We start from the raw sequence: 21,623 nt of genomic DNA, 5'->3' as shown, positions 1-21,623 counted from the left end.
ATGGCACATTACCGCGGCATGGACGTCACCGATCATCGCATCGATGTTCCGCTGGACTACTCGCGCCCAGAAGGTGAAAAGATCTCGGTTTTTGCCAGAGAAGTCAGCACCGACTCAACTAAGCCGTGGTTGCTGTTCTTACAGGGCGGCCCGGGTGGCAAGTCGCCACGGCCAGCTTCCCTTTCGGGTTGGCTCGCCGAAGCCACCAAGCACTTCCGAGTGCTCTTGCTCGATCAGCGTGGCACCGGGCTTTCCACGCCGGCCAACCGCAAGACCCTGGCACTGCGCGGAGACTCAGCAGCACAAGCACGGTACTTGGAGTATTTCCGCGCCGACTCCATTGTCAAAGATGCTGAAGCGCTTCGTGAGCATCTGGGCGTGGAAAAGTGGAGCACCTTTGGCCAGAGCTACGGCGGGTTCTGCACGCTGACCTATCTTTCGCTCTTCCCCGCGTCACTATCGCGTTGCCTTGTTACCGGCGGGCTAGCGTCGTTGGATCAGGATGCACGGACCGTGTACCGGGCAACCTATGCACGCATGGCCGAACGTAATCGTGAATTTTTCTCCTGGTATCCAGAAGACTTCGACAAGTTGCACCAGATTTACCAGCACGTGCGTGAAAACCATGACGAGTTTTTGCCCAACGGACAGCAAGTTACTGTGCCACTGGTGCAGATGTTGGGCATGTACCTGGGTGGAAATACCCGCGTGCACCTGCTTCACCATATCTTCGAAGAAGCCTTTAGCCCGACTCCTGGTGGCCTACGACTTTCCGATACGTTCCTTGACGCTTTATATGCGCAGTCATCGTTTGCGTCGAACCCGCTCTATGCGTTGATGCACGAGAGTATCTATGCCCAAGGCGAGGCGACGAACTTTGCCGCCGAAGACGTGCTCAGTGAATTTGAGGAGTTCACCGAGCACGCGAAAACTCCATTGTTGACCGGCGAGATGATCTTCCGTTGGCACTTTGCCCAAGATCCAGCACTGCGCCCGCTGGAAGATGTTGCGCGGATCTTGGCCGAACACGAGCATTTTGCGCCACTCTACGACCTGGATGTACTAGCCGAGAACACCGTCCCGGTGGCCGCTGCCGTGTACCACGACGACGTCTACGTCGACCGCGAGTTCTCCTTGCGTACGGCCTCGCAGGTTGCGGGTCTACAGACGTGGGTCACTGATGAGTACCACCACGATGGCATCGGCGATGACGGTCCAGCAATTTTCCGCCGCCTGTTGGCCATGACCAACGGTGAAGATCCTGAAGTGGCCGCAAAGGGCGATTGATTTCTAGAAACACACAGGCGCGCCGTTTCCAAACATGTTTGGAAACGGCGCGCCTCTTTGTTTAATACTGTGTGTTTAATGCATGTCTCGGGCCAGCACGATCACTAGGACGAGCGGCCAGAGAGCCTGATCTAGCTATCTAAACCTGCAGCAATCTGATTGTTCAGCTGCTGCAACAACGCTACAGAGCGGGCCAGAACTCGCTGGTCTTCTTCGCTAAAGCCTTCGATCCCACCCAAAAGAACGTTCATTGCGCGTTCACGATAGCCTTCGATTTCCCTGCGTCCAGCTTTGGTGAGGTTCACTAGGCTGGCCCTGCGATCCTTCGGATCATCTTGACGCTTGACCATACGATCCTTTTCAAGCCGTATGACCAGCCCGGTCATCGTTGGCTGGGCAACTCGTTGTTCAATGGCCAAGTCGCCCACTCGCTGAGCGCCCAATCGGTCCAAGGAAGAGAGCACCCGCCAAGCGGTCACAGAGCGGCCTTGGCCTGCGCTCTGACCCAGGAGGCGAGACATTGTTCCTGAAGCGTGCGCAACGTCAGCAGCTACAGATTTGGAATCAGTTGGTGCATCGCTCATGAAATTTACCTCCAAGATAAGTTCGCTAGCTTGCATCGAGCCAGAGAAAACCCGCCGATCAACCTTGGAAGGCGAACCGGCGGGCTCATTCTGCTTATTAGATGTCGTCGCGCAAAGCCCTGTCAGAGGACGACGTCATCAAGTCGCCTTCAGCAGCTTCGGCGGCATGTCGACCCCATGGAGTCCACAAGGACATTACGGTCGCAACGATAATCGCGCCTAGGATCACCAGCAAGGACAGACCGGTCGAGATATCCAACCATGGGTAATCCAGGTGCTTGCCACCGTTGATGAATGGCAGGTTGTTCTCGTGCAGAGCGTGGAAGACCAGCTTCACGCCGATGAACGCCAGGATGAAGCTCAGTGCGTGCTTCAGGAAGACCAAACGGTTCATCAATCCACCCAGCAGGAAGTACAGCTGGCGCAGACCCATCAGGGCGAAGATGTTCGCGGTGAACACGATAAACGCAGACTTTGTCAGACCGAAGATGGCAGGAATCGAGTCAAAGGCGAACAGCAAGTCGGTCATACCGATGGTCACGAAGACCAGCACCATCGGGGTGAACAGCTTCTTTCCGTCGATCACGGTGCGCAGTTTTGCGCCGTCGAACTCATTGGAAATCGGCATACGGCTGGTCAGCTTCTTAACTAGACCGCTCTCTTCGTCCTCATCTTCGTCCTTGAGCTGGTTCCATGCGGTCCACAGCAGGAAGGCACCGAAGATATAGAAGACCCACGACCACTGCTCAATAATGGCAGCACCGAGAACTATGAAGATTGCACGCAGGATCAGCGCGATAATAATGCCGAACATCAGCACTTCCTGCTGGTACTTACGAGGTACCGAGAAGCGCGCCATGATGATGATGAAGACGAACAAGTTGTCTACCGACAACGCATATTCGGTGATCCAGCCGGCGTAGAACTCCTGGCCGATCTGCGGTCCGGCTTGCCACCAGAGGATTCCGCCGAAGATCAAAGCTAAGGTGATGTAGATGCCGACAAAGATGCCAGCTTCCTTCATGGAGGGAATGTGAGGTCGCTTGGTGACGTACAGCAAGTCTGCGATTAGCACCGCACACAGCACGACCAGCGCGATGATCTCGAATTGAATGGTTAACCCATGAGTGCCCACAGACGAGCGACCTTTCGTTGGAGGGTATGGAAAATCGCCGCAAGTCTCTCCGCCGTCATCCAGGCAAACAAGTTAATTGAATGCTTGTCTATTGATCGGCTGCTGCGCCCGGCGAAGCATCATTGGTTCGCGTGTTGACGTTCACAGCATTGGGATACTCCCCTACGTCCAAAAAACCATTGTAGCGCACAGCATCTGCACAGACTTTTTGATCACACCAACCTGTCACAAACTGGTCGAGGATTAAGCGTGACCGGCGGCCTTCATCTGGCGCAGCTCCTTCTTCAATTCGGAGACCTCATCACGAATCCGCGCTGCCAGCTCAAACTGCAGCTCTGCGGCCGCAGCATGCATCTGTTCGGTCATATCGCCGATCTGAGTCAACAAATCTTCGGCCGGCGCAGCCGCCAACCCATCCTTACGCACACTCGCTGAGGCCTTGGACCGCTTAGCGTCCTTGGCCAACCGGTTATTGTTCAGTAGCTCCTGCGTGTCGGCGTCTTCACGAGCCAACTGATCGGTGATGTCGGCGATCTTCTTGCGCAGCGGCATCGGATCGATCCCGTGCTCCTTGTTATGCGCTTCCTGAATGGCCCGGCGACGATTGGTCTCGTCGATCGCTTTGTCCATGGCATCGGTAATCTTATCCGCGTACATGATCACCTGGCCGGAGACGTTACGTGCGGCGCGACCAATGGTCTGAATCAGCGAGGTCGCCGAACGCAAGAAGCCCTGCTTGTCAGCATCGAGGATTGCCACTAGGGAGACTTCAGGCAGGTCCAAACCCTCACGGAGCAGGTTAATTCCCACCAGCACGTCGAAGGCACCCATACGCAATTCACGCAACAGCTCCACACGACGAATGGTGTCCACATCCGAGTGCAGGTACTGCACTCGGACCTGGTGCTCGGTCAGGTAGTCGGTCAGGTCCTCGGACATGCGCTTGGTCAAGGTAGTGACCAAGACGCGCTCATCACGCTGAACGCGCAGACGGATTTCATCGAGTAGATCATCGATCTGTCCCTTGGTGGGCTTCACGATAATCTCCGGGTCGATCAGGCCGGTGGGGCGAATGATCTGTTCCACATAACCATCGGACTTGCCCAGCTCGTACTTACCCGGGGTCGCCGAAAGATAGACGGTCTGCCCGATGCGCTGCAAAAACTCATCCCACTTCAGCGGACGGTTATCCATCGCGCTGGGAAGGCGGAAACCGTGCTCAACCAGCGTGCGCTTACGTGACATATCGCCTTCATACATGGCGCCGATCTGCGGCACGGTCACGTGCGACTCGTCGATCACCAGCAAGAAGTCGTCTGGGAAATAGTCGATCAAACAGTGTGGAGCGCTGCCGGCTTCGCGGCCATCAATGTGCCGCGAGTAGTTTTCGATGCCGTTGCAGAAGCCCATCTGCTCCATCATTTCCAGGTCATAGGTGGTGCGCATGCGCAACCGCTGGGCTTCAACGAGCTTGTTCTGCGATTCCAGCTCTTTGAGCCGTCCGGCCAGCTCGTCTTCAATCCGCTTGATGGCTTTGCCCATGCGCTCGGCGCCAGCAACATAGTGGCTGGCCGGGAAGATGTACATCTCGGTTTCTTCACGAATCACTTCACCGGTGACCGGGTGCAGGGTGTAGATCGCTTCAACTTCGTCGCCGAAGAACTCGATGCGCACGGCCTGCTCTTCGTACATTGGAATAATCTCGACCGTATCGCCACGCACACGGAAGGTGCCACGGTGGAAGTCCATGTCGTTTCGGGTGTACTGCATGGCGACAAACTGGCGCAACATCGCATCGCGGTTCAGCTCTTCACCGGTTCGCACGGTGACCATTCCGGCCACGTACTCTTCTGGCGTGCCCAAGCCGTAGATGCACGAAACGGTGGCAACAACAATGGTGTCGCGCCGGGTCAGCAAGGAATTGGTGGCCGAGTGGCGTAAACGCTCAACTTCCTCGTTGACCGAGGAGTCCTTCTCGATAAAGGTATCGGTCTGCGGGACGTAGGCCTCGGGCTGGTAGTAGTCGTAGTAGGAAACGAAATACTCCACCGCGTTATTGGGCATCAGCTCGCGGAATTCGTTGGCCAGCTGAGCGGCCAGGGTCTTATTTTGCACCAGCACCAAGGTAGGGCGTTGTACCTGCTCCACCAGCCAGGCGGTGGTGGCAGATTTACCGGTACCCGTGGCGCCGAGCAGAACAATGTCCTTCTCGCCGTTGTTTAGCCGCTCGGTCAGCTGTTTGATGGCCTCCGGCTGGTCACCGGCTGGCTCATATTCGCTGATCACTTCGAAGGGAGCGACGACCCGCTTAATCGGCTGTGCAAGACTCATAGTTCCAGCATATCCACTTGCCCCCACCGTTTGAGCCTTGCCCTAGCCAGCTTTCAGCTTAAAGGGATAACTCACTACTTGCGCATACCGTAGCGGATGGCATTACGACGCACGGTGCGGCCGATGGCGTTGCTGAAAAAGCCACAGGTTAACACGGTCGCTGCAACAACGCCCAGCAGTGCTAGCCAGCCGGAAATGTAGACCACGGGCGAATATGGGCCTTGCTCCTGGCCGACAAACTCGGCACGACCGCCAAAGCCTAGCCACAGCACCAGAGCCACCGCGAAACTCGCGAGCATCGTCCATTTGGAAATCTTGAGCATTATTTCTCCTACTACCTACGTCAACTGCGCGAAGAGAACACTGACCTGTGCCTCAAGTTCTTCTAAACTGCCGGAATTGTCCAGCACAAAATCTGCGACCGCGGCACGCTGTTCGTCACTGGCCTGCGCAGCCATCCGTGCCTTTGCTTCCTCAACGCTCCACCCGCGGTCTTGGACCATGCGACGGATCCGCTCATCATGTGGGGCTTGGATAACGATCACCGCGTCAAACCGGTCAGCTTGCCCAGATTCAACCAACAGCGGGATGTCTTCTACCACCAGCGCGTCTTCAGGCGCCTTTGCACGAAGCGCGCCAGCGGCCTCGCGCACTAGAGGATGCACAATGTTGTTCAACGTCTGCCGTTGCTGTTCATCGGCGAAGACGATCGCACCCAACGCCTTGCGATCCAGAGCGCCATCGGGCAACAAAACCTCGGACCCAAATGCGTCTTTAATCGCAGCTAAGCCGGGTGTGCCAGAGGCAACCACATCGCGCGCCAAAGCGTCGGCATCGATCACCACCGCCCCGAGTTCGGCCAATTTAGCCGCTACGGCAGATTTTCCGGAGGCTACTCCCCGGTCAGTCCAACATGCTTCATGCTCCCAGCCTATAAACTATTAGCGATGAACACCAACGAATCGGTCGCGACCAGCTACACCACGCTCAGCGGGGACAGCGTGCACGAGCTGGAAATCAAGCGCTCGCGCTTCATCACCTACCTGTACCGCGTTGATTCGGAGGCCGCCGCGCGCGAACACATCGCGACCTTGCGCAAAACCCATTTTGACGCCCGGCACCACTGCACCGCCTTCATCCTTGGCCCTGACCGGATGACCCAGCGTTCCAATGACGATGGCGAACCCTCGGGTACCGCGGGGGTTCCGATGCTCGACGCGCTAGCTAAGCGCGATACAGAACAGGGCGGTGGCCTCTCCGACGTGCTCGCCGTGGTCGTGCGCTATTTTGGTGGCATTAAACTTGGCGCTGGCGGCCTGGTCCGCGCCTATTCCGAAGCGGTTTCCAGCGCGTTGGATCACACCACGTTAATAGGCCGCCAACGCCTACGCATCTTCACCTTGCCCGCGGCTCACGCAACGGCCGCGCGCTACGAAAACGAGCTACGGGCCGCCGGTTACCAGATCGAGCCCACACAGTGGCAGTCAACGGCCGCGCTGATCCAGATCGGCATCCCCGATACTCCCGAAGCCGCCGAAGAATTGCACACCCACATCGCTACACTCACCTCCGGCGCTGGGCAACTGGCCGCCGCCAACACCCAATGGGTTGATCTGATTTGAATCCCGCTTCGTTTTCCGACGCCGAGCTTGAGGCCCTGCTGGCTGACCTGCAGCGCTGGCCCGATGTGCAGACACCGAACCTTTTTGCCGCCGACGCTGCCGATCGGCTGATTCTGGACACCTGCGCGACGTGGCACCGCGAGGCGTGCACCTCGTGGCCCGATTCCATCACGATCATCGGCGATCACTACGGTGCGTTGAGCCTGGGCGCACTGGCCTTGGGTAGCACGCAGGTACGCGTCCACTGCGATTCGCTCACCGCACGCCAAGCCATCGAAGCCAATGTGCAGCGTTTGCTGCCCGAGCTGGCCGCTCGACTGACCTTTTACCCGCTGGCTCAAGCAGCAACGTCGGCTACCCACATTTTGCTGGCACTACCCCGCGGTCTGGATGTTTTGGACGAGCAGGTTGCCGCCATCACCGCCGTGGCGTCTGCGCAGGCCCGACTCTTTGCCGGCGGGCGCATCAAACATATGAGCCGCTCGATGAACGAGGTACTCTCCTTGCGTTTCGCCCAACTCGACGTCTCGTTGGCACGCCAAAAATCACGTGTCCTCACCGCAGCCCTCCCCTTGGAATCCCAACCCGCCAGCAAATTCCCGGCCACCGCGACCCATGAGGTGAACGACACCAGCTTTAGCCTGCACGCCGGAGCTGGCACTTTTGGTGCGGCACGATTGGATCCGGGCACCCGGCTGCTGCTGGAGAACCTGCCGGACTTAACCGAACACCACAGGTTGGTGGATTTGGCCTGTGGCAACGGGTCCATCGGCGTCTTTGCTGCGCTCACCCACCGACACCTGACGGTTGATGCGTCCGATCATTCGGCCTCCGCGGTGGCATCCACCCTGGCCGCGGCCGAGGCTAATGGCCTGTCCGCCCGCCTCACCGCCGTGCAAGACGACGCGTTGTCCCGGCTTCCGGATCACTCGGCCAGCCTGATCACGTTGAACCCGCCATTCCACATCGGCAATACCGTCACCGCTGACATCGCGTTTAAACTGATCGACGATGCCGCCCGCGTGTTGGCCCCCGGCGGTCAGCTCTTGTGCGTCTTCAACTCCCACCTGCGCTACCGCAAGGAATTGCTCCGACGTGTCGGTCCCACCACCCAGCTAGCACGCGACAAAACCTTCACGGTCACCTCTTCCATCGCAGCGCACTAAAACTTTTCCACACTTCGCACGATGCGCTCTTGCCCGCGCATCGGCACAGAGCATTCTGTGCTCATGAGCCAAACCATCAGCCAGGCGCTAGCCGAGCTATCCGAAGCGTTGCAACAGACCTCGCGACTAACCGTCGACGAGGCGCTGGCACTGGCCGAGCTCATTCCCGTTTTGCATCAGGCGGTCGGCGCCCCGGCCGGTCCCACGCCGGAAACGACTGAACCCACCGCTGAACCTTCCGTGCTCACCGCTGAACCGGCCGAGTCCTTCCGCGAGGATCCGCGTTTTGCTCTGGCTTTGGCATCAATCGCCGAGTCCGCCGCCCATCACGCGCTACGCACCCAGATCTACGCCGCCCACCTTCTCGAAGCCACCAGCGCGCATACTCTCACTGTGGACGAGCTTAATGCCCAACAAGCGGGCCCCATTGATTTCACCCGGCCTGCCGAGCGCACCGGCCAGCGTGCCACCTTCACCAGCACGTCTGCCTTGCTGTCCTCTTGGTTACACATTGAGCATCACGAGGCACTGCGGCGCGTGGCCAGCGCCAACCATGTTTTTGCCCAGTTCGATTACCAACATCAGCAGTATCCGGCGCAGTTTCCCTTGCTGACCCAGCGGTTCCACGATTCGGCCCTGCCGCCTGCCGAAGCGCTTTCGGTGGCACGCCGGCTGGGTGCACTGGAACCGGTACGTGAAGAGTTCGACGCCCCCTCCACCTCTACGGTGCGCGGTGCCGACGGTCAGCTGCTTGAAGCCATACTCGATCACGAATTAGAAGAAGCAGACCCGGCCACCCGGCGCAAAGGCATCAACACCGTTATTAAGGCCGCCAAGGAACAGCAATCTGAAGAACAGCCCGAGGCCCAAGAAGGAATTTTCCGGCGCGGTCTGCGTCATGGGTTGGTGCGTTACGAACTTGCCCTGCGCCCCACCCGAGCCGAACTTTTCGAGTCTGGCATCGCCCAAAGTGACAATCCGCGCTCCGACGCTGGTCAAGCTGCACGTGAGGCGTTCACCGATAACAACTCCGATCCGGCCGACGCAGCCAACCCAACCAACGCGTCCGACGCGACCACGGAGCATCCCGACTTTGTCACCGATGAAGAAGCAGCCGCGAGCGAGGCCACGGACACTGCTCCCATCACCCCTGCCGCTCGACGCCTGAATGGGTTGATGTCATTGCTCGAGCTCAACTCAAAACTCCTCCAGCGACTACTTGATGCAACTCTTCACGGAGCGCAAGTTGACGCACAGGCCACCGCCGGCTCGCAAGAGCTGAAGGTGCCAGTCATCAAACCCCAGGTCGTCGTCACGATTTCCTTGGCGGAACTTGAAGGTCGAGCAGATACATTCGGTATTACCTCCCACGGATTTAAGCTCAGCGCCACCGATCTACGGCAAACCCTAGCCAAAGCCCGAATCATTCCCATAGTTTTGGGTGGCAAAGGCGAAATCCTAGATATTGGTCGAGCCCAACGAAAGCATCCGAATTACATGCGCCTAGGGGTCGCAGTGCGTGATCGCGGCTGCCTCGTGCCTGGTTGCACGATGGATCCGGAACGCTGCAATATCCACCACGTCTGGTTCTGGTCCGAAGGTGGAGTCACGGCAGTGTATTGGAGCGCGATGCTCTGCGATACGCACCATCACGATGTTCACGCCGGGTTGATCAAGGTCATCCCCAATGATGGTGTGCCTCAGGTGATCCTGCCGGCCTTTATGGATCCAACCCAAACGCCGGTCCGCAACCAGTACCATTTTGCGGCCACCACCTAAGCCACTGGATCTGCACACCGGAGCGTAGAAATGTGCACAGCTAAATCGCCAAGCTCCCCTCGGGCCCAGGTCTTTGAACTTGAGACCCTCAAGTAATCCATCTGTCGTCTCTAGTGTGCGTCCGAACATTCGCATCTGCTCCGCCCTTGCCCCAACGACGCTTACTGTTCGCCAATTTGAGTACCGTCAGGGTCACTGCCGCTCGTGCAGGACTCGACGTGGGCACCAATACCCGCTTAAATGCACGAAGGCCCAACCCTTTCGGGTTGGGCCTTCGTAGCTCAGCTAAAGCTAATCACGATTCCTGCACGAGGCAGAAAGCGAAATTAGTTGCCGGTCAGCTTCTCGCGCAGTGCAGCAAGAGCTTCGTCAGAAGCCAAGGTGCCTGCATCGGTGGCTGGAGCCTCCGAGGAGTACGAAGCTGGAGCTGGCTCGGAGCTACCTGCAGCAGCAGGCTCTGCTTCTGCGTCAGCCACGATTGCGGCAGCAACCTGCTTCTTGTGTGCTTCCCAACGCTCCTGAGCAGCAGCGTACTGTGCTTCCCATGCAGCGCGCTGGGTGTCGAAGCCCTCGAGCCATTCGTTCGACTCTGGGTCGAAGCCCTCTGGGTACTTGTAGTTGCCGGCCTCGTCGTACTCTGCAGCCATGCCGTAGAGTGCTGGGTCAAACTCGGTACCCTCTGGGTCAACACCTTCGTTAGCCTGCTTGAGCGACAGCGAGATGCGGCGACGCTCCAGGTCGATGTCGATAACCTTGACGAACAGTTCGTCACCAACGGAGACAACCTGCTCAGCCAGTTCAACGTGGCGAACTGCAAGCTCGGAGATGTGAACCAGGCCTTCGATGCCGTCTTCGACGCGTACGAACGCACCGAATGGAACCAGCTTGGTAACCTTGCCCGGTACAACCTGACCCAGTGCGTGGGTGCGGGCGAAGGTCTGCCAAGGATCTTCCTGGGTAGCCTTCAACGACAGCGAAACGCGCTCGCGGTCTAGATCGACTTCGAGAACCTCTACGGTTACTTCCTGGCCAACCTCGACAACCTCGGATGGGTGGTCGATGTGCTTCCAAGACAGCTCGGAAACGTGTACCAAGCCGTCTACGCCGCCAAGGTCCACGAATGCACCGAAGTTGACGATGGAGGAAACAACGCCCGGACGAACCTGGCCCTTTTCCAGCTTGTTAAGGAAGGTCGAGCGAACCTCAGACTGGGTCTGCTCAAGCCATGCACGGCGGGAAAGAACAACGTTGTTGCGGTTCTTGTCCAGCTCGATGATCTTGGCTTCGATTTCCTGACCGATGTATGGAGCCAGGTCGCGCACACGGCGCATCTCGACGAGCGATGCTGGCAAGAAGCCACGCAGGCCGATGTCCAGGATGAGGCCACCCTTGACAACCTCGATAACGGTACCGGTAACGACGCCGTCCTCTTCCTTGATCTTTTCGATGTCGCCCCAAGCACGCTCGTACTGAGCACGCTTCTTGGACAGGATCAGGCGGCCTTCTTTGTCTTCCTTGGTCAGAACCAAGGCTTCAACGCTGTCACCAACGGCGACAACATCGCCTGGGTCAACGTCGTGCTTGATGGAAAGCTCGCGGGAAGGGATGACACCTTCGGTCTTGTAACCGATGTCGAGCAGAACTTCGTCGTGGTCAACCTTGACAACGGTGCCTTCGACGAGGTCACCATCGTTGAAGTACTTGATGGTGGCATCGACTGCGGCCAAGAAGTCCTCAGCAGATCCAATGTCGTTAATTGCGACAACTGGTGCGCTGTTGTTCTCGTTCGAGGTGATGGTCATGTAGTAGGGACTCCGATGTGGATAGATTTGGTCAGTCGAAACCCCGGAAGTCCCGGAATTTCGAACGGGTAAAACTTGATTGCGGCCATAACTAGTGCCATGGCACGACTTGACAAGTCTACGCGTATACCAGAGTGCGGGTCAAAGCGTAACCCACTAACATCCACGTCAGCATTTTGTGAACTTCGTCATAAACCTGTGTTCAGCAGCCACTTGATCAGAACGTGTGAGGGGTGAAGGGTGCGCGATCAACTTCAAAAAGTCGCAGGCTCGCGCTCACATCCGACTCCGACTTCGTCGATGCCCGACCCGCTGCCAGCAGCTGCGAGAGCTGCACCGTACCCAAGTACAACCCCGCCAGCTCTCGTTCGCCCAGAACCACATGGGCTACACCGGTCAGTTCTTCCGCATCAATTGCCACACGCTTTACAGTTGCCGAACCATCGGCGACCTCAAAAAGGTACGTGCCGTCGATCAGCGACAAACGATCTGTCACGCTGATGACCAGTTGGCCCGATCGCTGGTAACCGCGAGCTTCAAAGGCGGCGATGACATCCAGTACACGCAACCACAGGACGTCGTCGGTGGAGCGCACCTGGTAGTCCCGAACGTTGTGCAATACCAAACGCATCGGATCATCCAATGCTCCTTGCCCATGGACCTGCTGCACCAAATCATGATTGGCCACGTATTCCAGCAGCTTCAACCTCGCCACGTCGCTGAGGGCAACAAGTTTGTGTACGACCATCTTTGGTTGCGCATCATCCCAACCACCGAACTTATAGGTAATGGATCCGCCAAGTTCGCCAGCTTCATCGTAGTAGGCAGCATGGCGCATGTTCTTGGCCTTCGCCAGAGAATCCCACCCTTCCCAACGCCCCAGTGCATAGCCCACATCAAATTCCGTGCCATCGACCGAACCGAAAGTCTGCGCCAAGGCGCTGCGCATCAATGCTTCAAGCTTCGTTGCGAACGGCTCGGGATCGACGTCGATCACAGTGCCGGGAAGCGCAACCAGCAATTTTAGACCGCCCTCACATTTGAGCGTGAAGCGAGTCTGATAGGTGGCCGGTTCAAATCCGTAGCGACCGTAGATGCTCGCCTCAGAAGCGGTCAGTACTGCCAGCGCGAACCCACCTCTGCGCGCATAATTCAGGTCCTCCGTGATTTGCCGAGTCAAAATACCCTGCCGACGATGGGTGGGCGAAACGGTCACCGCAGTAATTTTATGCACCGCCACCGGTCGCGCTCCCCCAGCGTTGAGCAACCCCGGGAAACTCGCATAGGTGTGCACCGGCTGGCTGGCATGTCGAGATTCGGCCGGCGCCTGTTGATCGAACACCATCGTAAAGCGCAGTTTTTGCGCTGCTGCCAGCCGAACGTAGGTGGGCTCGCCCGCTTCATCGGGCAGCTCTTCATAAAACCCGAGCGCGGTGGCCCGTTGAAAAATGCTCAGGGCGCGCTGCCCATCGTCGTCCAATTGCGCAGCGTCATAACTAACGCACTTGAGTTGGCTAGGGATTGCTTTTGCCACTGTTTTGCACCCTTCATCGTTGAAGCTCAACAGGCACGCCCCATGCTGCTCGGCGGTAGGTAGTGCGGTAGATAGTACTGTGCTGCCGGGCGTGAAGTTCAGTGTACTTCGCGCCCGGCAGCATCAGGGTAGAGATTTGCGCCCGTTAGTGAGCCGCCTCGTGCCAGGTCCGGCCAATGCCCGGCTGAACATCCAGCGGCACCAACAGGTCAGCGGCCTGGCCCATTTCGTGGGTCACCAACTCCTGCACTGCTTCCAGTTCCCCTTCGGCGATCTCCAAAATGAGTTCGTCATGGACCTGGAGCAGCATGCGGGAGGTAAAGTTCCCGGATTCCAGCCCCGCAGAGATCTTGAGCATCGCCACCTTAACAAGATCGGCGGCCGATCCCTGAATAGGTGCATTCAGTGCCGCGCGTTCGGCAATATCGCGTAGACGCCGATCCGAGCTGTTCAGCTCTGGCAGGTAACGACGACGGCCAAAGATGGTTTCGGTGTAGCCGTCCTTGCGGGCTTGGTCCACGACCGAACGCAAGTAGGTGCGCACCGCTCCGAAACGATCGAAGTAGTCCTTCATCAATTTGCGCGCTTCATCCACGCCGATCTTCAGCTGCTTGGACAGCCCGAAACTGCTCAAACCGTAGGCCAAGCCGTAGCTCATCGCCTTCACCTTGGAGCGCATTTCAGAGCTGACCTCTTCTGGCTCGACGTTGAACACGCGCGAACCGACAAACCGGTGCAGGTCTTCGCCGTTTTGATAAGCCTCGATCAACCCGGCATCCTCGGACAGGTGCGCCATAATGCGCATTTCGATCTGCGAGTAGTCCACGGTCAGCAGGGTTTGGTACCCGGTGCCCACCATGAACACGTCGCGAATGCGTCGGCCCTCTTCTGAACGGACCGGGATGTTCTGCAGGTTCGGGTTGAGACTAGAAAGTCGACCGGTGGCTGCCACGGTCTGCGCGTAGGTGGTGTGGATCCGTCCATCGTCGTGCGTAGCTTTCAGCAGACCGTCGACGGTCTGGCGTAGTTTGATGGCATCGCGGTAAGCCATCAGCGCCACCAGGAACGGGTGCCCGGTTTTGACCAGCAGGTCTTGAAGTGATTCAGCGTCCGTAGTGAAACCGGTCTTGATTTTTTGGTACGCGGCAAATCCAGCTCTTCAAACAGCACTACCTGCAGCTGCTTCGGGCTAGAAAGGTTTACCTCGTGGCCGATCGCAGCAAATGCATCGTTGGTGGCTTGATCAACCTGCGTGGTGAAGTGCGCACGCAGTTCATTCAGTCGATCCACGTCCACCGCCACACCGGCACGTTCCATCTCAAAGAGGACCGGGATCAGCGGCAGTTCCATCTCTGCAGCCAGCACATCGGCGTGCTTCTCAGCCAGCTTGGTGGCAAGGAACGCGGACAGGTCGTGGATTGCCTGAGCTTGGGCCAGGGTGGGTTCGGCCAAATCAGCGGTCAGCCCCAGATCCAATTCGCCTTTCTTCGCCTGATGCACCGGCACCGCATATTTCAGGTGGTACTGCACCACGTCCTCTAGGTCGTGGCTACGCCGATCTGGCTGAATCAGGTACGCACTAATCAACGTGTCGTCCTTGATGCCCGCGATCTTCAGCCCACGTTCGATCAGCAGGTGCATGGTGGCTTTAGCGTCGTGGAAAATTTTGGGCGCGTTGGCGTCAGCAAGGAATGCTGCCAGTTCGTTCTCGGTGCCTTCCTGAAGTTCGCCAAGATCAAGCCAAACGGCCTGTGCCCCACGGAACAATGCAAGGCCCACAGCTTCATCGCCAACCACGGCAGGTTGAACGGCGATCGGCGCGGACTTACCGGCATCGATAAAGTCGCGTAATGCTTGGGCGTTGTCGGTCACCACACGGGTGAAGGCAGCTATCTCGGGGGCAACTTCCTCCTCCTGCGCTGCAAAGAGGTCAAAGAGGCGTTTACGCAGGGTGTTAAACTCCAGCGCGTCAAACAGGTTCTCGATCTCTTCGCGGTTTGGTGCCTCAAGCTCCATCTGCTCCAAGGTCACCGGCAGCTCTAGGTCGTGCTTCAGTTGGTTGAGCCGGCGGTTGCGAGTTACGTTGTCCACGTGCTCACGCAACGACTCGCCCACTTTGCCCTTGATCGAGTCAATGTTCTCCAGCACACCGGCCAGGTCCCCGTAGAGGTTGATCCACTTTGCGGCGGTCTTCGGGCCGACGCCCGGTACTCCTGGCAGGTTATCGGCGGTTTCGCCGACCAGTGCAGCAAGATCCGAGTAACGCTGTGGTGGAACAAAGTATTTGGCTTCCACCGCGGCAGCGTCCATCGGCGGAATGTCGCTAATGCCCTTTTTCGGGTACAAAACCAGGGTCTTGTCGGTGATCAGCTGGAAGGCATCACGGTCACCGGAAACCACCAGCACGTTAAAGCCTGCGTCCTCGCCCATGGTGGCCAGCGTGGCCAGGATGTCGTCGGCCTCAAAGCTTTCCAGGGTGATGGACGGGATGTTCATCGCCTTCATGACCTCTTGGATGAGGTCGATCTGCCCGTAGAACTCTTCGGGCGTCTTGTTGCGCCCGCCCTTGTACTCGGTGTACTCCAGCGACCGGAAGGTTGGAGTATCCAGGTCGAATGCGACAGCGACGTGGGTGGGCTTCTGCTGACGGATCATCGTCAGCAGCATGGATACAAAGCCGTGCACCGCGTTGGTGTGCTGTCCCGTGCTCGTCGCAAAGTTCTCCGCTGGCAGCGCGTAAAACGCGCGGAACGCCATCGAATGTCCGTCAATAATCAGCAGTCTCTTGTCCGACGCGGGTGTCGGCTTGGTAGTTTCGCTCACACCTGAAAGCCTAGTTCCCATGAACGACAATTTCACTACTCAACCCACGCAAGATTCGGCACATCCGTTCGCGCAGCAGCTCACGCGCCACGGCCTACCTCACAGTGCGTGGTCTTTTTGCGCTCCAATGGCGTAGGTGAACTAGTGGAAAAGCTAGAGATCGTCTTCACCGAGTTCACCGTCGATCGGATCACGGCCACCATGCCGGTCGCCGGAAACACTCAGGTCTACGGGATTTTGCACGGCGGCGCGTCGGCAGCCCTGGCCGAAACCCTAGGTTCGATGGCTGCAGCGTTGCACGGCGCCGGGAAGACTCAACCCGTGGGGGTCGATCTGAACATCACACATCACAAGGCTGGCCGCTCCGGTTTGGTCACCGCAGTATGCACCCCGGTGCACCTAGGACGCAGAAGCACCAGCCACGAGATCGTGATCAGCAACGAGGACGGGGCACGCATTGCCACCGCGCGCATCACCAACATGATGCTCCCGGTAGAAAACTAGCCCACCGCGTAGCGCGTCAGCGTGATGTCGTTGCCCAAGTCTTCAACGCTCATCGCTGAGAGTTGGGCGCGCACCGAACGCCCAAAAATGCTGGTGCCCTCGCCGAAGACCACCGGCACGGTCACTAACAACAGCTCGTCCAACACGTTCGCTTGAACAAATCCGCCTGCTAGATCCGCGCCGCCGGCAACCCACACGTCACCGGCCCCCGCGCTTCGCGCAATGTCTTGGCTCCAGAAACCGATTTCTCCGCGGATGAACGTCAGGTCGGTATCGGGGAGGGTCGGTAATTCGTGGTGGGTTAAAACCCAGACTGGGAGGTGCGCAAACATCCAGCTCATGTTCCCGTCGGCGACTTCCTTGGCGATACCCTCATAGGTTTTCCCGCCGATCACCACTGCACCAATGGTTTCAAAGAACTGATCAAAGTGCTTTTTCACGCCAGGCTGTTTGGCGAAGGTGGTGAACCAATGCGCATCGGCGCTACCGTCGGCAATAAAACCATCAACGGAGGCACCCACGTAGTACTTGAAGCTAGTCATGGCTCCAGTCTAGGGGTGCCTCCGTCGAAGGCAATATGCAGTTTTACTTCCCAGCCGATGTTGAGCGTGCTGAGCACTATCAGCGATAGTGAGCGTTTAGTGGCTTGAGGACATGCCCAAAATCGCTTCGCTAAGTTGCGGAACGATCAGCACCACGCCAAAGGCCACAATTAAACCGGCCACGGTGAAGCAGGCATACGCGCCAGTCTTGCTAAGGCCCGTACTTTTTCCTTCGTCCCTAGCTACAGCCAGCAGGCGAACTCCGAAAGAGTAAGCGGTAACAATGAGCATCGCGGCAATCCACGTGACGATCGCAACGATCGCAAAGGCAACCCAGTCAATCATGAGTTATCAGCATCCTTCTGCGTGGCGACGAGCTTAGCTTGCGCGGCTTCAGCCTTGGCCTTGGCGCGGCGTTGCTTCTTGGTCAAAATGTTGACCGCAGCTCCGGAGTTATCGATGTCGGACATAGTCCCGTCAGAGCCGTGCGACTGCTTTCGGGAAGCGAACCAGATGGTCAGCATCGCGCCAACTCCAAGGATAGTGACGATAACCAGACCTGGGGTGCCAAAGTGTACGATCCAGGCTGCCAGACCGCCGACGATCGCGGCTGCCGGCAAGGTGAAGAGCCAGCCCAAGGCAATACGGCCGGCGGTGCCCCAACGGACCTCGCCGCCCTTGCGGCCCAAACCGGAACCGATAACCGACCCGGAAGCGACCTGAGTGGTCGACAGGGCAAAGCCCAAGTGCGAGGAAGCCAGGATGGCTGAAGCAGTGGAGACCTCTGCGGCGAAGCCCTGTGCAGGCTTCACGTCGGTCAGTCCCGAACCCATGGTCTGGATAATGCGCCAGCCACCGGTGTACGTTCCCAACGCGATCGCCAGAGCACAAGCGGTAACCACCCAAAGGTGTACGCCTGATCCTGAATCCTGCAAGCCGGAGGCCACCAGGGTCAGGGTGATGATGCCCATGGTCTTCTGCGCATCGTTGGTACCGTGCGACAGCGCGACCAACGAGGAGGAGAAAATCTGCCCATAGCGGAAGCCGCCACGTTTAGGCGAGGCACCGTTTTGGCGCTTGGTGATGGCGTAAGCCAGCTTCGTGCACAGGTACGCGGAGACACCGGCAATCACTGGGGCGCAGAGCGCAGGCAGCAAAACCTTGGAGAGCAGCACGCCGTAGTTCACCGAAGCCACGCCAGCACCGACAATAGCGGCACCAACCAGTCCGCCGAACAACGCGTGCGACGAGCTCGATGGCAGACCCAGCAGCCAAGTGAGCAGGTTCCAAATCACCGCACCCATCAGTCCAGCAAAAATCATTGCTGGCCCGATGGCTACACCTGTGGAGGGGTCTTCGTTAATGATGCCGCCAGAAATTGTCTTAGCTACCTCGGTGGAGAGGAAAGCACCGACAAGGTTCAAAATTGCGGCGAGGGCAACGGCCTTCTTAGGGGAAATTGCACCGGTTGCGATCGGGGTGGCCATCGCATTGGCCGTGTCATGAAATCCATTGGTGAAGTCAAAAAACAACGCCAAGGCAATGACTAGGACGACGATCAGCGTCAAATCCATTTAGTACCAGCCTGAGAGGTCGAACGGCAAGGGAAAGTGTACGGGCTTCGAACAAGCTAATCTGCGAAATATTTTTAGGCATGCAGGACTTGGTTCTTGGCGCAGTTTCAATCTTAGGCGTACTGAGCGGTTCGTCAATCTAGGAAGTCAACTAACGGGCGGCTAATTTTTTAATAACTTGCCGTGCTCAGTAAGCACTATTGCTCGTTGGATAGGCACAACAGCTAGCCGTCGCATGAAAATGTGCACCAAAACACACGGCGTTTTGGTGCACATCCACAGATTCTACCAACGAGCAGTTCGTACTTACTTGACCTGATCGACGACGGTTTCGGCAACCTGGCGCATGCTCAGGCGGCGATCCATCGAAGTCTTCTGGATCCAGCGGAATGCTTCTGGCTCGGTCAGACCCATCTTGGTGATCAGCAAGCTCTTAGCGCGATCTACCAGCTTGCGAGTCTCAAACTGCTCAGCGAGGTTGCTGACTTCCTCTTCCAAGGCGCGCAGCTCGTCATTACGAGAAATAGCGATCTCGATGGCCGGAGTCAGATCGGCAGGGGTAAATGGCTTAACCACATACGCCATGGCACCGGCTTCACGCGCGCGCTCCACCAATTCCTTTTGGCTGAACGCGGTGAGCAGTACTACCGGGGCGATGCGTTCCTTCACGATCGCCTCAGCGGCGGTGATGCCGTCCATGACTGGCATCTTCACGTCCATCAGAACCAGATCGGGCTTCAATTCACGAGCCTTCTCCAATGCGGTCTGTCCGTTATCTGCCTCAGCAACAACGTCATAACCCTCGGAGCGTAGGATCTCGACGATATCGAGGCGGATGAGGGTTTCGTCCTCGGCTACAACCACACGACGCGGGGTGGATTGCACCTCGGATGGAATTCGGGTGACTTCGGGTAGTTCGCTCATTGGCGCCTTCCTCCATGATCAAAAATCCTGCCCGTGCGGTGGAGGGCAGTTAGATGGTTTCCGTCAGCGAAGCTACGTTGCCTCGGTTTCACATATAAGCCTACTTGCATGTACTGTAGTTCACGCGATGACGCGAGGTTCCCGATTAGGAAATCTGGAAAACCTCTAGTAAACTAGTCAAAGTGCCAGCCCAAGTGGCGGAATCGGTAGACGCGCCGCACTCAAAATGCGGTATCGAAAGATGTGTGGGTTCGAGTCCCACCTTGGGCACCAAAGATAGGCCGCTGGTCCGGAATAATATTCCGGACCAGCGGTTTTTTCTGCCCAAAATTAGGGTAGGTGTGAGCGACTGCACAAAGTTGAATTTTGCACCGCCAACACAAAAAGTTCCGCCCCTGCCCACCCGAAGGTGAACAGAAGCGGAACTTTTAAGGCATCAGCGTAAAAGCTAGATGCTAGAGGGACTCAGGAGTTGAAACATTCTCCGGTGCCCATGGTCCAACCTTTTCGCGGGCAGGCATTGGCTTGCCGTCGACCAGCTGTCCAGCGTCTGCCAGATCGCCGATCTTGTGTACACGAATCGAGTTGGTCGAGCCGGCCTGTCCCGGAGGGGAACCGGCAGCAATGCAGACAACGTCGTTGACCTCGGCCAAACCTTCGCTAAGCAGCGCTTCGTCCACCTGAGCAGTCATCTTGTCCGTGTGGTCAGCGTAGGCAACCAAACGTGCCTGAACGCCCCACATCAGGGTCATGATGTTGTAGGTCTGCTGCAACGGGGTGAAAGCCAAAACCGGCTTCTTTGGGCGCAGTCGCGAAAGACGACGTGCCGAGTCACCGGACTGGGTGAACGCAACGATGTACTTTGCGTCAACCTGATCGGCGATCTCCACAGCAGCACGGGTAATAGCGCCACCGGTGGTCTTAGGCTGAGAACCCAAGCGTGGGATACGATCCAGACCATGCTCTTCGGTGGAAGAGATGATGCGGGACATGGTTTCCACGGTTTCGACCGGGTAAGCACCAACCGAGGTCTCCCCGAAAGCATGACAGCGTCGGCACCGTCAAGCACGGCGTTAGCGCAGTCAGATGCTTCAGCGCGGGTAGGAGTTGGCGACTCAATCATCGACTCAAGCACCTGGGTAGCAACGATCACTGGCTTAGCCCAGCGACGAGCCAATTCAACGGCGCGCTTCTGCACCAGTGGAACTTCTTCCAGTGGCAGTTCTACACCCAAGTCTCCGCGGGCGACCATGATGGAGTCAAAAGCGTCGACGATTTCTTCAAGGGCAGCCACAGCCTGTGGCTTCTCGATCTTCGCGATCACTGGGACGCGACGACCTTCTTCGTCCATAATTTCATGCACGCGCGAAATGTCTTCGGCGTTGCGCACGAAGGACAGTGCAACCATGTCGATGCCGGCACGCAGTGCCCAGCGCAGGTCGTCCTCATCCTTTTCACTCAGTGCAGGAACGTTCACTGCAACGCCTGGCAGGTTGATGCCCTTGTTATTGGACACTTCGCCGCCGACGACTACCTCGGAATGCACGGAGGTTGCATCGACCGAGATGGCCTTGAGCTTTACCTTGCCATCGTTGATGAGCAGGAAGTCCCCTGCCTTCACGTCGTTTGGCAGACCTTTGAAGGTGGTCGAGCACAGGTTACGGGTGCCTTCCACGTCATCAATGGTGATGGTGAATTCTTCGCCCGCCTCCAGGATGTACTTCGCGTCACCCTTAAAGCGCCCCAAGCGGATCTTAGGACCCTGCAGGTCGGCAAAAACACCGACCGCGCGGCCGATCTCAGCCGCTGCGTTACGCACGTTCGCCAACGATTGTGCGTGCATGGAGTGATCTCCATGGCTCATGTTTAAGCGCGCGACGTCTACGCCCGCATTTAGTACCGCTACAGTGTTTTCGTAGCTTGCTAGGGCTGGACCCCAGGTTGCTACAATCTTTGCGCGTCTCATTCCGTCAGCCAAATGCCTTTCTTGTCCACACAGGCAAAATGCGGCCCATC

At 57.7% G+C, this 21,623-nt stretch carries 16 protein-coding genes, 1 tRNA gene and 2 pseudogenes; 6 read left to right on the top strand and 13 right to left on the bottom strand.

Annotation, left to right across the window (positions count from 1 at the left end):
• On the top strand, positions 1-1,287 hold the full coding sequence (locus N6V40_RS10070; protein ID WP_262197532.1) for an alpha/beta fold hydrolase: 1,287 nt from the start codon (positions 1-3) through the stop codon (positions 1,285-1,287).
• A 131-nt stretch (positions 1,288-1,418) separates the two neighbouring features.
• Here the strand turns inward: N6V40_RS10070 and N6V40_RS10065 are convergent, their stop codons facing one another.
• From N6V40_RS10065 to coaE, 5 genes are all read right to left on the bottom strand, one after another.
• Positions 1,419-1,871, bottom strand: a complete 453-nt coding sequence (locus N6V40_RS10065; RefSeq protein WP_262197530.1) for a MarR family winged helix-turn-helix transcriptional regulator — start codon at positions 1,869-1,871, stop codon at positions 1,419-1,421.
• A gap of 97 nt (positions 1,872-1,968) precedes the next feature.
• Positions 1,969-3,006, bottom strand: coding sequence for a TerC/Alx family metal homeostasis membrane protein (locus tag N6V40_RS10060; protein WP_262197529.1), 1,038 nt, complete (start codon positions 3,004-3,006; stop codon positions 1,969-1,971).
• A 243-nt stretch (positions 3,007-3,249) separates the two neighbouring features.
• Positions 3,250-5,337, bottom strand: a complete 2,088-nt coding sequence (gene uvrB / locus N6V40_RS10055; protein ID WP_131088445.1) for an excinuclease ABC subunit UvrB — start codon at positions 5,335-5,337, stop codon at positions 3,250-3,252.
• Between the two features lie 74 nt (positions 5,338-5,411).
• Positions 5,412-5,660, bottom strand: a complete 249-nt coding sequence (locus tag N6V40_RS10050) for a hypothetical protein (RefSeq protein WP_262197528.1) — start codon at positions 5,658-5,660, stop codon at positions 5,412-5,414.
• A 15-nt stretch (positions 5,661-5,675) separates the two neighbouring features.
• Positions 5,676-6,200, bottom strand: coding sequence for a dephospho-CoA kinase (gene coaE, locus N6V40_RS10045; protein ID WP_262197526.1), 525 nt, complete (start codon positions 6,198-6,200; stop codon positions 5,676-5,678).
• 84 nt (positions 6,201-6,284) lie between these two features.
• Here coaE and N6V40_RS10040 point away from each other — a divergent pair, with 84 nt between their 5' ends.
• From N6V40_RS10040 to N6V40_RS10030, 3 genes are all read left to right on the top strand, one after another.
• On the top strand, positions 6,285-6,959 hold the full coding sequence (locus N6V40_RS10040; RefSeq protein WP_262197525.1) for a YigZ family protein: 675 nt from the start codon (positions 6,285-6,287) through the stop codon (positions 6,957-6,959).
• The gene (locus N6V40_RS10035) at positions 6,956-8,125 is read left to right on the top strand and encodes a class I SAM-dependent methyltransferase (RefSeq protein WP_262197523.1); all 1,170 of its coding nucleotides are present in this window, start codon (positions 6,956-6,958) and stop codon (positions 8,123-8,125) included. The genes N6V40_RS10040 and N6V40_RS10035 overlap by 4 nt, the downstream gene beginning before the upstream one ends.
• A 63-nt stretch (positions 8,126-8,188) precedes the next feature.
• Positions 8,189-9,904, top strand: coding sequence for an HNH endonuclease signature motif containing protein (locus N6V40_RS10030; protein ID WP_262197521.1), 1,716 nt, complete (start codon positions 8,189-8,191; stop codon positions 9,902-9,904).
• Between the two features lie 326 nt (positions 9,905-10,230).
• On the opposite strand, the gene rpsA is transcribed toward N6V40_RS10030, so the two are convergent.
• From rpsA to polA, 3 genes and pseudogenes are all read right to left on the bottom strand, one after another.
• Complete coding sequence (rpsA, locus tag N6V40_RS10025) at positions 10,231-11,706, bottom strand: 30S ribosomal protein S1 (protein ID WP_131088449.1); 1,476 nt, start codon at positions 11,704-11,706, stop codon at positions 10,231-10,233.
• 217 nt (positions 11,707-11,923) lie between these two features.
• A complete protein-coding gene (locus N6V40_RS10020; protein ID WP_262197519.1) occupies positions 11,924-13,240 on the bottom strand; it encodes a GNAT family N-acetyltransferase in 1,317 nt (438 codons plus the stop codon).
• Positions 13,241-13,385: 145 nt separating this feature from the next.
• A pseudogene (gene polA / locus N6V40_RS10015) lies at positions 13,386-15,997 on the bottom strand (DNA polymerase I).
• Positions 15,998-16,207: 210 nt separating this feature from the next.
• Between polA and N6V40_RS10010 the strand changes: the two are divergent.
• The gene (locus N6V40_RS10010) at positions 16,208-16,567 is read left to right on the top strand and encodes a hotdog fold thioesterase (RefSeq protein WP_262197517.1); all 360 of its coding nucleotides are present in this window, start codon (positions 16,208-16,210) and stop codon (positions 16,565-16,567) included.
• On the opposite strand, the gene N6V40_RS10005 is transcribed toward N6V40_RS10010, so the two are convergent.
• From N6V40_RS10005 to N6V40_RS09990, 4 genes are all read right to left on the bottom strand, one after another.
• On the bottom strand, positions 16,564-17,109 hold the full coding sequence (locus N6V40_RS10005) for a dihydrofolate reductase family protein (RefSeq protein ID WP_131088453.1): 546 nt from the start codon (positions 17,107-17,109) through the stop codon (positions 16,564-16,566). The two genes, N6V40_RS10010 and N6V40_RS10005, sit on opposite strands and share 4 nt — an antisense overlap.
• A 96-nt stretch (positions 17,110-17,205) precedes the next feature.
• Entirely contained in the window at positions 17,206-17,454 is a 249-nt protein-coding gene (locus N6V40_RS10000; RefSeq protein ID WP_131088454.1) for a hypothetical protein, read from the bottom strand.
• A complete protein-coding gene (locus N6V40_RS09995) occupies positions 17,451-18,683 on the bottom strand; it encodes an inorganic phosphate transporter (protein ID WP_131088455.1) in 1,233 nt (410 codons plus the stop codon). Before N6V40_RS09995 ends, N6V40_RS10000 begins: the two co-directional genes overlap by 4 nt.
• A gap of 306 nt (positions 18,684-18,989) precedes the next feature.
• Positions 18,990-19,607: an ANTAR domain-containing response regulator gene (locus N6V40_RS09990; RefSeq protein WP_131088456.1), complete on the bottom strand. Its 618-nt coding sequence runs from the start codon at positions 19,605-19,607 to the stop codon at positions 18,990-18,992.
• A 188-nt stretch (positions 19,608-19,795) separates the two neighbouring features.
• Between N6V40_RS09990 and N6V40_RS09985 the strand changes: the two genes are divergently transcribed.
• A tRNA-Leu gene (locus tag N6V40_RS09985) sits at positions 19,796-19,880 on the top strand.
• Between the two features lie 182 nt (positions 19,881-20,062).
• Here N6V40_RS09985 and pyk read toward each other — a convergent pair.
• A pseudogene (gene pyk / locus N6V40_RS09980) lies at positions 20,063-21,573 on the bottom strand (pyruvate kinase).
• Positions 21,574-21,623 lie beyond the last annotated feature (50 nt).

It is taken from the genome of Glutamicibacter sp. M10 (genome assembly GCF_025452055.1).
Classification (GTDB): domain Bacteria; phylum Actinomycetota; class Actinomycetes; order Actinomycetales; family Micrococcaceae; genus Glutamicibacter.
Note: the sequence above shows the minus strand (reverse complement) of the source record. Positions and strands in the feature narration are given on the sequence as shown.